At 40.4% G+C, this 13,690-nt stretch carries 9 protein-coding genes; 7 read left to right on the plus strand and 2 right to left on the minus strand.

Annotation, left to right across the window (positions count from 1 at the left end):
• Positions 1-5: 5 nt before the first annotated feature.
• Positions 6-4,466 carry a glutamate synthase large subunit gene (gltB, locus tag D7029_RS02865; protein ID WP_194951788.1) on the minus strand — a complete coding sequence of 1,487 codons (4,461 nt, stop codon included), beginning with the start codon at positions 4,464-4,466 and terminating at the stop codon, positions 6-8.
• A gap of 671 nt (positions 4,467-5,137) precedes the next feature.
• Here gltB and arcB point away from each other — a divergent pair.
• The 3 genes from arcB (at position 5,138) to mtgA (ending at position 9,083) form a co-directional block, all read left to right on the plus strand.
• Positions 5,138-7,474, plus strand: coding sequence for an aerobic respiration two-component sensor histidine kinase ArcB (gene arcB / locus D7029_RS02870; protein WP_088493795.1), 2,337 nt, complete (start codon positions 5,138-5,140; stop codon positions 7,472-7,474).
• A gap of 237 nt (positions 7,475-7,711) precedes the next feature.
• Entirely contained in the window at positions 7,712-8,362 is a 651-nt protein-coding gene (gene elbB / locus D7029_RS02875) for an isoprenoid biosynthesis glyoxalase ElbB (RefSeq protein WP_194951789.1), read from the plus strand.
• Between the two features lie 19 nt (positions 8,363-8,381).
• Complete coding sequence (gene mtgA, locus D7029_RS02880) at positions 8,382-9,083, plus strand: monofunctional biosynthetic peptidoglycan transglycosylase (RefSeq protein WP_194951790.1); 702 nt, start codon at positions 8,382-8,384, stop codon at positions 9,081-9,083.
• Positions 9,084-9,085: 2 nt separating this feature from the next.
• Here the strand turns inward: mtgA and D7029_RS02885 are convergent, their stop codons facing one another.
• A complete protein-coding gene (locus D7029_RS02885; protein ID WP_194951791.1) occupies positions 9,086-9,976 on the minus strand; it encodes an AraC family transcriptional regulator in 891 nt (296 codons plus the stop codon).
• A gap of 494 nt (positions 9,977-10,470) precedes the next feature.
• Between D7029_RS02885 and D7029_RS02890 the strand changes: the two genes are divergently transcribed.
• Genes D7029_RS02890 through ureC form a run of 4 tightly spaced genes read left to right on the plus strand, consistent with a single transcriptional unit; the run spans position 10,471 to position 13,666 of the window.
• Positions 10,471-11,307 (plus strand): urease accessory protein UreD, encoded by an 837-nt coding sequence (locus D7029_RS02890; RefSeq protein WP_194951792.1) that lies wholly within the window; start codon positions 10,471-10,473, stop codon positions 11,305-11,307.
• Positions 11,308-11,328: 21 nt separating this feature from the next.
• Positions 11,329-11,631 carry an urease subunit gamma gene (locus D7029_RS02895; protein WP_023582851.1) on the plus strand — a complete coding sequence of 101 codons (303 nt, stop codon included), beginning with the start codon at positions 11,329-11,331 and terminating at the stop codon, positions 11,629-11,631.
• Positions 11,632-11,639: 8 nt separating this feature from the next.
• Positions 11,640-11,966, plus strand: coding sequence for an urease subunit beta (locus tag D7029_RS02900; protein WP_088493790.1), 327 nt, complete (start codon positions 11,640-11,642; stop codon positions 11,964-11,966).
• Positions 11,963-13,666, plus strand: a complete 1,704-nt coding sequence (gene ureC, locus D7029_RS02905; RefSeq protein ID WP_194951793.1) for an urease subunit alpha — start codon at positions 11,963-11,965, stop codon at positions 13,664-13,666. Before D7029_RS02900 ends, ureC begins: the two co-directional genes overlap by 4 nt.
• Positions 13,667-13,690: the final 24 nt, after the last annotated feature.

Consider the following 13,690-nt stretch of genomic DNA (forward strand, 5'->3'; position numbering starts at 1 on the left):
TTCTCCTATTGTGCCTGAACGCGTAATTCAGCAGATGAACGACGAGGATGACCAAGCAACGCATTAACATCACTGGATTTTGGTTTTACCAATTTGAAATGTTGTGACCAATATTCCCATTGTGAAAGTAATCTTTCACCTTGTTGTGAACCAGTTAGTCTGACATGTTCTGCGATCATGCCACGCAGATGTTCAGCGAGAATGGCAAAGGATGCAACAGGAAGCAACTCGATTGATGAAGTGTTGATCCGTTGTGATAATGTGAGATCTTCATCTAATAGATAGGCAAATCCACCCGTCATTCCTGCACCAAAGTTAATCCCTGTTTTACCCAGAACACAGACAATACCACCGGTCATATATTCACAACCGTTATCGCCAACGCCTTCAACAACAGCAATTGCACCGGAGTTTCTGACAGCAAAGCGCTCCCCAGCCAAGCCAGAAGCATAAAGTTTTCCGCCTGTTGCGCCATAAAGGCAGGTATTTCCCATAATGGTGGCATGATGACTTTTAAATGCAGAGCCAACAGGAGGCGAAATGACAATACGGCCTCCTGCCATACCTTTACCAACATAATCATTGGCATCACCCACTAAGGTTAATTCAACGCCTTGTGCATTCCATACACCAAAGCTTTGACCTGCGGTTCCGGTAAAATATAGTTTAATTGGTGTGGCAGATAGGCCACTTTCACCATATTTTTTGGCGATAATGCCTGATAATGTTGCCCCTACAGAGCGATCTGTATTACGAATATCAAAATAGTGTGTTTGGCTTTTTTGTTGTTCAACAGCATCGCAAGTTTGAGCAACAATCCGCTGATTTAACTCACCTTTATCATAAGTATGATTATTTTCCTGACAATACAGCGCATTGCCTGATGGTGAAGTTGCTGTTTCTAACAATCCACCTAAAGAGAGTTTTTGCTGTTTACTGTTAACACCTTCTAGGCATGAAAGCAGATCAGTTCGACCGATTAAATCGGTGACTTTTCTCACGCCAAGTAGTGCCATTAACTCACGGGTTTCTTGCGCAATAAAACGAAAGTAGTTAATAACACGTTCAGGTAATCCATGATAATGGTTACGACGAAGTGTTTCATCTTGGGTTGCAACACCCATCGCGCAATTATTTAAATGGCAGATGCGTAGATATTTACAGCCTAACGCCACCATTGGCGCAGTACCAAATCCAAAGCTCTCTGCGCCTAAAATCGCGGCTTTAATAATATCTAGACCTGTTTTTAATCCACCATCGACTTGCAAACGAATTTTATGGCGTAAATTATTTGCCACTAACGCTTGTTGAGTTTCAACTAAGCCCAATTCCCACGGGCTACCAGCATATTTTACGGAAGTTAAAGGGCTTGCACCTGTACCACCGTCATAACCCGCAATAGTGATCAAGTCTGCGTAAGCTTTAGCAACACCCGTAGCAATAGTACCTACACCGGGCTCTGACACTAATTTTACAGAAATCAATGCAGTTGGATTGATCTGTTTTAAGTCGAAAATAAGCTGTGCTAAATCTTCAATAGAGTAGATATCGTGATGAGGAGGCGGTGATATTAGGGTAACACCGGGTACGGCATAACGCAGTTGCGCAATATAAGGAGTCACTTTATCGCCGGGAAGTTGTCCGCCTTCACCGGGCTTCGCCCCTTGTGCGACTTTGATTTGCAAAACATCCGCACTCATTAAATAAGAAGGTGTTACACCAAAACGACCAGAGGCAATTTGTTTAATGCGTGAGACTTTATCTGTACCGTAACGAGCCGGATCTTCGCCTCCTTCTCCTGAATTTGAAAAACCTCCCAATGTATTCATCGCTTGCGCAAGAGCTTCATGAGCTTCTCGGCTTAATGCCCCAATTGACATAGCGGCAGTATCAAAGCGTTTAAATAACTCGGTTTCAGGTTCGACTTCTTCAATCGAGATAGGCGTTGTTTTGTTATTGAGAACTAACATATCGCGCAAGGTGGTGATTGGGCGCTGTTGCACAAGGCTTGCGTAATGCTGATAGTCTGTATATTCCCCACTATTTACAGCTTTTTGTAGCGCTTGAACGACATCAGGATTATAAGCGTGGTATTCCCCTTTATGGGCATATTTTAATAATCCACCTGTTTCTAAAGGATAACGAGTTAACCAAGCTCGCTTAGATAGATTAAATAAATCCTGTTCAAAATCGCTAAAATCAGCACCATTAATCCGATTATCAACGCCCGCAAAACAGAGATTAACAACGTTATCGTTTAATCCGACCGCTTCAAAAAGTTGAGAGCAACGGTAAGATGCTACGGTTGAAATGCCCATTTTGGACATGATCTTATACAACCCTTTATTTATGCCGTTGCGGTAATTAAGCATCACTTGGGCATAGTTTGCTTGCAGAATTTTTCTATCAACACGTTGAGCTAAAGATTCATAAGCAAGGTAAGGATAAATAGCGGTAGCACCAAACCCAAGTAATACAGCGAAATGGTGTGGATCACGGGCGCTAGCGGTTTCGACAATGATATTGGCATCACAGCGTAAATTATTATCTACCAACGCTTTTTGTACTGCACCAACTGCCATAGGGGCAGGAATAGGCAGCCGCTCTTTAGTGATGTTTCTATCGGATAAAATCAATAACACCGCACCACTATGAACTTCTTGTTGCGCTTTTGTACATAACTGGCGTAACGCAGTTTCTAGATTGCATTCTGTTGGTTGATAAGTGATATCAAGATGAACGGAGCGGTAATAAGGGCTTTCTTGATTAATAAGCTGTTGAAAGTCGCTATAAAGCAAAATAGGCGATTTAAAACTCAGTCGATGTGCTTGACCTTCCGCTTCGCAAAACACATTCATCTCGCGTCCAATGCAGGTCGCTAAAGACATGACATGGGCTTCTCTTAATGGATCTATGGGAGGGTTTGTGACTTGCGCAAATTTTTGTCTGAAATAGTCATAAATAAGGCGAGGACGTTGAGAAAGTACAGCAAATGGGGTGTCATCGCCCATTGAACCTGTTGCTTCTTGCCCATTTTCTGCAAGCACATGCAAAATGCTTTCAAGCTCTTCTTGGCTATATGCAAATTGTTTTTGATAAGTAGCTAATAAGGTGTCATCAAAGGCGCGTTGCCCGGTGGCTTGCTGCTCTGGCAACTCTTCAAACGGTGTTAAGCGTTTGACATTGCGCTCTAGCCACAGTTTATAAGGATGGCGTCTTTTTAAATCTTCATCAGTTTCGGCAGAGTGGAGAATACGTCCATGATGAGTATCGATAACCATTAGCTCGCCGGGACCGACACGCCCTTTTTCTCGTACTTCATCAGGCTGATAATCCCAAATACCAATTTCAGAAGCACAAGTAATGATGTTATCTGTGGTAATAACATAGCGAGCAGGACGTAAACCGTTTCTATCTAGCGTACACGCAGCATAACGACCATCTGATAACACGATGCCCGCAGGGCCATCCCAAGGCTCCATATGCATTGAGTTAAAATCAAAAAATGCTCGTAAGTCATCATCCATCTGTGGATTATTTTGCCATGCTGGTGGCACTAACAACCGCATTGCACGAACAATATCCATTCCGCCATTAAGAAAAAGCTCTAGCATATTGTCGAGTGAACTTGAGTCTGAGCCACTTTCATTCACAAAAGGGGCGGCACTTTGTAGATCAGGAATAAGAGGTGTATGGAATTTATAGGCACGAGCTCTAGCCCATTGGCGATTGCCGGTAATGGTATTAATTTCACCGTTATGCGCTAAATAACGAAAAGGTTGTGCAAGAGGCCATCTGGGAGTGGTGTTAGTTGAAAAACGCTGGTGGAACAAACAAATTGAAGACTCCATGCGTAGATCAGCGAGATCGGTAAAAAAGCGTGGCAGATCGATTGCCATACAAAGGCCTTTATAAATCGTCACCAAATTAGAAAGGCTGCAAATATAAAAATCACTATCAGTAATACGTTTTTCAATACGTCTACGAGCAACAAAGAGTCGTCTTTCAATATCACTTATCCGCCAACCTGCAGGAGCATTAACAAAGACTTGTTCAATTAAAGGAAGAGAAGAAAGGGCGATACTGCCTAGAATATCGGTGTTAATAGGAACTTTACGCCAGCCCACAATAGAGAGTGTTTCACGTTGAAGCTCTTCTTCAATAATAAGGCGACATTGTGCCGCGATATTAGGATCTTGGCTTAAAAATAGCATTCCAACAGCGTAGTTTTTAGCTAAATGCCAGCCTTTTTCCTCAGCAACCAATTGGAAGAAACGATCGGGTTTTTGTAAAAGTAATCCGCAACCATCGCCCGTTTTACCATCAGAAAGAATGGCTCCTCGATGTTGCATTCTGGCGAGGCCATGGATCGCGTTTCTGACAATTTTATGACTGGCTTGCCCTTCAATATGCGCGATCAACCCAAATCCACAATTGTCTTTTTCCTGTGTCTTTTGATAGAGCATTTTTTGCTTCCTACTTAGTTTACTGGGCACCTCAAAACAGAGCGCAAAAGGAACGTTTTGGCTCAAAGTATGTAGGTAAATTTATGGGTGCTCATCGGGTGATGTTGTGTTTGCCTAGCTTGGAGTGTTTTTATATTGCTACGCAATGCCTTTTCAACTTATCGATAAATAAAAATGAGGTCAATGTATGAGGAGATTTGACTAGAATAAGATGAATAAGAAATTTTTTATTTTAATTTATTGATAAATAAATAAAATATCCTATTTTATTAGGAGGTGGATACCTATTTTTAGTGTGAGTTATATCACTTTATTTAAGCCATTTCGCTTTATCACATCCTTTAATGATAAAAACGAGTAGTTAGTTATTCTAATGATTATAACAAATTTAGTTTTTTATTGTTTTTATACAATTTGTATAAAAAAAGACAAATTGAATTTTTCCTAATAAGGTCTATTTATCGTTGATATCGCTATCGTTTATGTAATTGGGCTTTGTATTATTTTTGTGAATACATATATCGGAGAGGTTCTTGTTGAGAGAAAATAGAGGGTTAAATCAAACAAAGTAATGAGAAATAACCACTCTTAGCAAGATTTCTGAATGTTCGCCACTGCGCCAATTCATTTTTGGGTTATCATTCCATAGATTCAATATATTGGAGTTTTCAATGAAATTGCTCAAAGGGCTTGCCCAATACTACGTTGACTTAATGATGAGGCTGGGGCTAATTCGCTTCTCATTATTGTTGGCTTCTGCATTAGTTGTTTTAGCGATGGTTGTTCAAATGGCGGTGACATTCTTGCTTGCAGGTGATGTTACCAGTATTGACCTTGTTCGCTCTATTTTCTTTGGGCTGATTATTACGCCTTGGGCTGTCTATTTTCTTTCTGTTGTGGTTGAACAACTTGAAGAGTCACGACGCCGTTTATCTCGTATGGTGGATAAACTGGGTGTAATGCGACAGCGCGACTTAGAGCTTAACTCTCAATTAAAAGAGAATATTGAGCAATTAAACTTGGAAATTCAAGAGCGCGAAAAAGTTGAAAAAGCGCACCTTGAACTACTCGAAAAACTAAAAAGCGAAATGAAGCGTCGTGAATTGACGCAAATCGAGCTTGAACAACAATCCTCACTTTTACGCTCATTCCTTGATGCCTCTCCTGACTTAGTTTATTACCGTAATGAAGATAATGAATTTTCAGGGTGTAACCGCGCGACAGAATTACTAACAGGTAAAAGCGAGAAGCAACTTATCGGTTTAACACCACTTGATGTGTATGACGAAGATATTGCGATAAAAGTGATGGAAACAGATGAGAAAGTCTTCCGTCATAATGTGTCACTCACTTATGAGCAGTGGTTAGTTTATCCTGATGGGCGCAAGGCTTGTTTTGAACTGCGCAAAGTGCCGTTTTATGATCGTATTGGTAAACGTCATGGCTTAATGGGCTTTGGACGTGACATTACAGAGCGTAAACGCTATCAAGACGCGTTAGAGAACGCGAGCCGTGATAAAACCACCTTTATCTCAACAATCAGCCACGAATTGCGTACACCGCTAAATGGTATTGTTGGATTAAGCCGTATCTTATTGGATACCGAGCTTTCGCCAGAACAACTCAATTACTTAAAAACTATCCATGTGAGTGCGATTACGTTAGGAAATATTTTTAATGACGTGATTGAAATGGATAAAATTGAGCGTAGAAAAATTCAGTTAGATAACCAGCCAATTGACTTTACTGAATTTATTTCTGATTTAGAAAATCTGTCTGGACTGTTAGTACAGCCAAAAGGATTGAAATTCACACTGGAAGCAGAAGAAACGCTACCGCATAAAATAACCTCTGATGGAACTCGATTACGCCAGATCTTATGGAACCTTATCGGTAATGCCGTGAAGTTTACCCAAGAAGGCGAAATCAAAGTGCGTATTTGGCAAGAAGCGCCAGATAAGTTGTTCTTTGAAGTGAAAGATAGCGGAATTGGTATTCCAAAAAGTGAGCTGGAGAAGATCTTTGCCATGTACTATCAAGTCAATGATAGTCAAGGTGGTCGTTCTGCAACGGGAACGGGTATCGGACTTGCCGTCTCAAAACGCCTAGCACAGCATATGGGCGGTGATATTCGTGTTGAGAGTGAGTTAGGTAAGGGTTCTACCTTTACTCTCTCTATCGTCGCTCCTGCGATTGAAGAGCATCACGATATCGAAAATGATGATGAGCTCTTATTACCAGCTTTAAATATTCTGCTTGTGGAAGATATTGAGCTCAACGTAATTGTTGCTTGCTCTGTTTTAGAAAAACTGGGTAATACCGTCGATGTAGCAATGACAGGGCAAGAAGCGTTATCGATGTTTAAGCCTGATGAATATGACTTAGTGCTATTAGATATTCAATTACCGGATATGACAGGATTCGATATTTCAAGAAAATTACGTCAAGAATTCGACAGTAATGAACTACCTCCTCTTATCGCTTTAACAGCAAATGTTTTGAAAGACAAAAAAGAGTATTTGGATGCGGGAATGAATGATGTGCTAAGTAAACCACTTTCTGTGGATGCACTTACCGCGATTATCAATAAATTCTGGGGTGATGGTGCGGTTTCTGTACCATGTAATGAGTCATCGGAATTGTTGAATAAAAATGAAGAATTATTAGATATAGACATGCTGAATCAATACATCGAACTTGTCGGACCTCAATTAATCACTGATGGTCTAGATGTTTTTGAAAAGATGATGCCAAGTTATATGTCAGTCCTTGAATCTAACCTAACGGCTCGTGACGAGAAGGGGATTTCTGAGGAAGGACATAAAATTAAAGGTGCAGCGGGTTCTATAGGTTTAAAACATTTACAGCAACTCGCTAAACAGATCCAATCATCAGAATTACCTGCTTGGTGGGACAATGTACAAGAGTGGGTAGATGAGCTAGAAAGAGATTGGAGAAAGGATGTGGAAAGTTTAAGAAACTGGTTATCAGACACTAGAAAAAAATAACCCCAACCGAAGGTTGGGGTGCGCGAATACTGCGCCAACACCAGGGAAACTTTTCTATCCGCTTTTTTTGATTCTCATTACATAGGCGAATAGGATGAAACTATTCCATACATCATACAAGCAACAAAATAGCAAAGATAAGTTTTTTTGTTACAAGAAACATTTAAATATGTGATGCCGATTGGTGTTTACACCTATAAATGGGTAACTAGTAATCTACTACAAACGGAGAAAGATATGAAATCAATTGCGGTAATTTTAAGTGGCTGTGGTGTGTTCGATGGGAGTGAAATCCATGAATCAGTGCTCACAATGCTTGCTTTAAGCCAAAATAATGCTGAGGTTCATTATTTTTCACCTAATGATTTACAACCAACTGTAATTAATCATATTACAGGGGAAGAAAAATCAGAAAAAAGGAATATGATGGAAGAATCTTCTCGTATTTCTCGTGGAAAAATATCCCCTTTATCAGAGGCAAAGGCTGAAAACTTTGATGCTGTCATTATTCCTGGTGGTTTTGGTGCGGCGAAGAATTTATGCAATTTCGCAACAAAAGGGAGTGACTGTGAAATTAACAAAGATCTCTTAAGATTTGTACAAGCGATGCATCAGCAAAATAAACCATTAGGGCTAATGTGTATTGCACCTGTAATGTTACCAAAAATGTTAAATTCTCCAGTAAAATTAACAATTGGAAATGACGCAGAAACAGCACATGCAATCGAAAAAATGGGTGGCGTCCATATAGATTGCCCTGTTGATGATATTGTTGTTGATGAAAAATATCGTGTTGTCACAACTCCTGCGTATATGCTTGCACAATCTATTGCACAAGCACAGGTAGGTATTGAGAAACTGGTTAAGAAAGTCCTTGAGATGGCATAAATAGTAGGTAAAACAGCAGATGGTACTGGTGAGAAAGTTAAAGAAACTATTAATTATTTTAATTGCTTTATGGCTGTTAACAGTTGTGCTGTTTTCTTTTTTACCAGTGCCTTTTTCTGCTGTTATGGTTCAAAGACAAATTTCTGCTTGGAGTGAGTTTGATTTCTCTTATGTGTCTCATTCCACTTGGGTAAGTGAAAAAGAGATAGCATCAGTGATGTATTTAGCCGTGATTGCTTCTGAAGATCAAAATTTTCCCAAACATTGGGGTTTTGATTTTGATGCTATTGAGAAAGTTTTCAAAAAAAATCATAACAACGGGAAAACATTACGTGGTGCATCGACGATTTCTCAGCAAACCGTCAAAAATCTCTTTTTATGGGATGGTCGTAGTTGGATAAGAAAAGGGCTTGAGACAGGAATGACGCCTGTTGTCGAACTTATTTGGTCAAAAAAACGTATTTTGACCGTGTACCTGAATATTGTTGAGTTTGGTGATGGGATCTTTGGTGTAGAGCAGGCTTCCCAACACTATTTTAGAAAGCCCGCGAAACAACTCACAAGTCATGAAGCTGCACTATTGGCCGCAGTATTACCTAATCCGCATATTTACCACGTAAATAAACCTTCTGCTTATACCCTAAAGCGGCAACAGTGGATCTTAAATCAGATGCGGCTAATGGGGGGAATTAGCTTCTTAAAGAAAAATAATTTGTCATAACTCTATAAGGTTTGAAATATCTTTCTATTAGGTTCAGCAATCTTCTCTGATAATTTTGTTATCGCAGAGGGATCGTTAGATTGACGAGACTGAATACGAAATTGTGAAGGCGTCATGCCATATTTACGTTTAAAAGCATCGCAAAAATAGGCATTACTGCCAAAACCACAGCGATGACTTATTTGAAAAACAGAGTAATTGGAAAATGTCAGGTAATTTAAAGCAATCCCCATTCTGACATCCAGTAATAGCTGGCAGAACGAGACACCTTCTTTACTTAAATGCCGACGTAACGTTGATGGCGTTGTAAAAAGCGTTTTAGCCACATCTTCTAAATGCCATTTTCTTTGCGGATCTTGCGTAATTAAATGTGTAATTGCCTGATTTTTAGGCTCATCATAGTTAAATCGGAAGATATTTAAAATATCGATACCTTCTTGATACACCGCCATCAAAATAAAAAATAAACATTGCTGCATAAACATGGTTTCTTGAGATGGAGAGCCATGTGGAAGTGGTAAGCACTGTTTTAAAATTCCAAAATTGCTTTTTATCACTTCAGGAGTCGATAAATGGTAAGCAGGAAGGTGGCTTGTTAGTGGTGAACTAGATTTAATTAAAGGCTTTAGTAAAGAGAAAACAGATTGAAGCTCTGTTTCACATAAAACAAGCGTGTGTAGTTCAATCGATTTATGCGTAAATTGGCTGACTATATCGCAAGAGATTTGACTGTATTTTGGAATAATAAGCGTTAAATGGCTAGATACATCAATAGTTTGCCCATTGATGCTAATCGTACCTTTTGCGCCACTAACCATCGCTATCATCGGGTTTTCGATGTAAAACGTTTTTAAAGACATTTGGTTAGAGGACAGGATGTGTTTGTATTCCATGATCTCCGATATACCGTAGGCAAGTTAAGCATTAATCTTGCTTAAATGGACAATACTCAAAATTAGCTCATTTGTTGTATAAACTGATAAGCCACGTCTAGAATAATAAATAGAGAGATTATTCTAATTTAAATTAGTGTTGTCATGCAAAGCAGAATGAGAGTGAAGCAGAATATAATCTTGTTGGTAAAATATGACAATATAGATATCTGCTCATTTTTTACATTTATTTTAAACAGTGTCATTTTTTCTAAATAAATTGTTATTTATTCAAAACGCATTTTTCGTAATAAGGTGTAGAATCGCGCGTCACAGGCGAAGGAGATTATCCTGTTCTTAGGATATCACTGTTTGTCTTTTATCCACACCCTATCCAACATTCATTAGCTTATTTTCTATTTGATTTTGAATGACTCAATCTTATGGATAGCGCTGTATGTATTCACGTATTTTCCTGATTTATTAATAATTTTGCCGAGTTGGCAGGAGTGAGTATGTCTGACTTTTCAGGGAAGGGTTGGCTTGCTGAAATCGTTTTACGTTATGAAGTAAAGCGCGAAATAACACGTCTTACAGAAAAGCGCCATATCGGCCCATTAATGGTTCAGCGTCCTTTTTATCCTGAGCAAGGTATTGCACACACTTATTTGCTTCATCCCCCAGGTGGTGTAGTCGGTGGCGATAAACTATTGATTAATATTGATGTGCAATCTCACGCACATGCATTGCTCACAACACCCGGAGCCACTAAATTTTACCGTAGTGCTGGCGGTGTTGCTCGGCAAGTTCAAACCTTAAAAGTGGCGGCTAATGGTTTTTTAGAGTGGTTACCTCAAGAAAATATCTTTTTTCCTGAAGCCCAAGTTCGCCTAGAAACGCATATTCATATTGCATCTACTGCCAGATTTATTGGTTGGGAAATCCAATGTTTTGGTCGCCCCGTTTTAAATGAATGGTTTGAAAATGGCAATGTAAAAGGGCGTTTAAATTTCTATATCGATGAAAAACTGACATTAACGGAGTCGCTTTTTGTCGATGGTTTACAAAAAAGATCGGCAGCCATGCGTGAGTTTCCGATGCTGGGATCACTTTATATTTATCCCGCAACGGACGAATTAAAAAGCCTTATTCAACAAAGTATCGAGGATTTCTCCACTTCTTACGATCATGTTATCGAATATGGTTTAACGGATGTAGACGGTATTTTAGTTTTACGGTTATTAGGCTCGCAAACAGAGCCGATGATGGCGTGTTTTGCTCAAGTTTGGCAAACCGTCAGACAACACTGGTTAGGGTATTGCCCTGAGCCGCCTCGTATATGGGCGACATAATCGTTAATTTTAGGAGCAGAAATGGAATTAACACCAAGAGAAAAAGATAAATTACTGCTTTTTACAGCGGGTCTTGTTGCTGAAAGACGTTTAGCGAAAGGGCTCAAGCTTAATTATCCTGAAGCGGTTGCACTTATCAGTTGCGCCATTATGGAAGGGGCGAGAGAGGGTAAAACTGTTGCCCAATTGATGAGTGAAGGGCGCACTGTTTTGACGGCGGAACAAGTCATGGAAGGTGTGCCAGAAATGATCAAAGACATCCAAGTGGAATGTACATTCCCTGATGGTACAAAACTTGTTTCTATTCATGATCCTATTGTGTAGGTAATAACATGATACCCGGTGAAATTAGAGTTAACCAAGCATTAGGCGATATCGAACTTAATGCAGGTCGAGAAACAAAAACAATACAGGTTGCCAATCATGGCGATAGACCCGTGCAAGTCGGCTCTCATTATCATTTTTATGAAGTGAATGAAGCGCTGAAATTTGAACGAGAAGGTACATTAGGTTTTCGTTTAAATATTCCAGCAGGCATGGCGGTTCGTTTTGAACCGGGTCAAAGCCGTACTGTTGAATTAGTGGCTTTTGCTGGAAAGCGTGAAATTTACGGCTTTCATGGCAAGGTGATGGGTAAATTGGAGAGTGAGAAAAAATGAAAACTATCTCACGTCAAGCTTATGCAGATATGTTTGGCCCAACAACGGGTGACCGTCTGCGATTAGCCGATACTGAGCTTTTTCTTGAAATTGAAAAAGACTTCACCACTTATGGCGAAGAGGTCAAGTTTGGTGGCGGTAAAGTTATTCGCGATGGCATGGGGCAAAGCCAAGTCGTCAATGCTGAATGTGTCGATGTGCTTATCACAAACGCCATTATTTTAGATCATTGGGGTATCGTAAAAGCAGATATCGGTATTAAAGATGGTCGCATTGTGGGTATCGGTAAAGCGGGTAATCCTGATGTTCAACCTAATGTAGATATCGTTGTGGGACCTGCCACAGAAGTAGTTGCGGGTGAAGGCAAAATTGTTACCGCGGGTGGCGTTGATACGCATATTCACTTTATCTGCCCTCAACAAGCACAAGAAGGTTTAGTGTCTGGTGTCACCACGTTTATTGGTGGTGGTACAGGACCCGTTGCAGGAACAAATGCAACCACAGTAACGCCGGGTATTTGGAACATGCATCGCATGTTAGAAGCCGTTGATGAATTGCCTATCAATGTGGGTTTATTCGGTAAAGGTTGTGTGAGTCAACCTGAAGCGGTTCGCGAGCAAATTGAAGCCGGTGCTATTGGTCTAAAAATTCACGAAGACTGGGGGGCAACACCGATGGCAATTCATAACTGCCTTAATGTTGCCGATGAAATGGATGTGCAAGTTGCTATTCACTCTGACACCTTAAATGAAGGTGGTTTCTACGAAGAAACTGTGAAAGCGATAGCAGGTCGTGTGATCCACGTTTTCCATACAGAAGGCGCAGGTGGTGGGCACGCACCTGACGTAATTAAGTCAGTTGGTGAGCCGAATATCCTGCCGGCTTCCACTAACCCAACAATGCCTTATACCATTAACACTGTCGATGAGCATCTTGATATGTTGATGGTTTGCCATCACCTTGATCCGTCTATTCCTGAAGATGTGGCTTTTGCTGAATCTCGTATTCGCCGCGAAACCATCGCAGCAGAAGATATCTTACATGATATGGGTGCTATTTCTGTTATGTCGTCAGACTCACAGGCAATGGGACGCGTAGGTGAAGTTATTCTTCGTACTTGGCAATGTGCGCACAAAATGAAATTACAGCGCGGCACATTAGAAGGTGATACCGCTGAAAGTGATAATCATCGCATTAAACGTTATGTGGCGAAATACACTATCAATCCTGCTTTAGCACATGGTATTGCACACGAAGTCGGCTCTATTGAGCAAGGGAAATTAGCGGATCTAGTTTTATGGGATCCGGCTTTCTTTGGTGTGAAACCAGCGTTGATCATGAAAGGTGGCATGGTGGCTTATGCGCCAATGGGTGATATTAATGCGGCTATTCCAACACCTCAGCCTGTGCATTATCGCCCAATGTATGCTTGCTTAGGTAAAGCGAAATATCAGACGTCGATGATCTTTATGTCGAAAGCGGGGATCGACGCGGGTGTACCTGAAAAACTGGGCTTAAAGAGCTTAATTGGTCGTGTTAAAGGTTGTCGTAACATCACTAAAGCTTCGATGATCCACAATAGTTATGTGCCTCATATCGAGCTTGATCCTCAAACCTATATTGTGAAAGCTGATGGTGTACCATTAGTGTGTGAACCTGCAACGCAATTACCAATGGCACAACGCTATTTCCTCTTTTGATTAGCGTTTTACCGAGAATGTAGA

This window comes from Proteus vulgaris (genome assembly GCF_016647575.1).
Lineage (GTDB): Bacteria > Pseudomonadota > Gammaproteobacteria > Enterobacterales > Enterobacteriaceae > Proteus > Proteus mirabilis_B.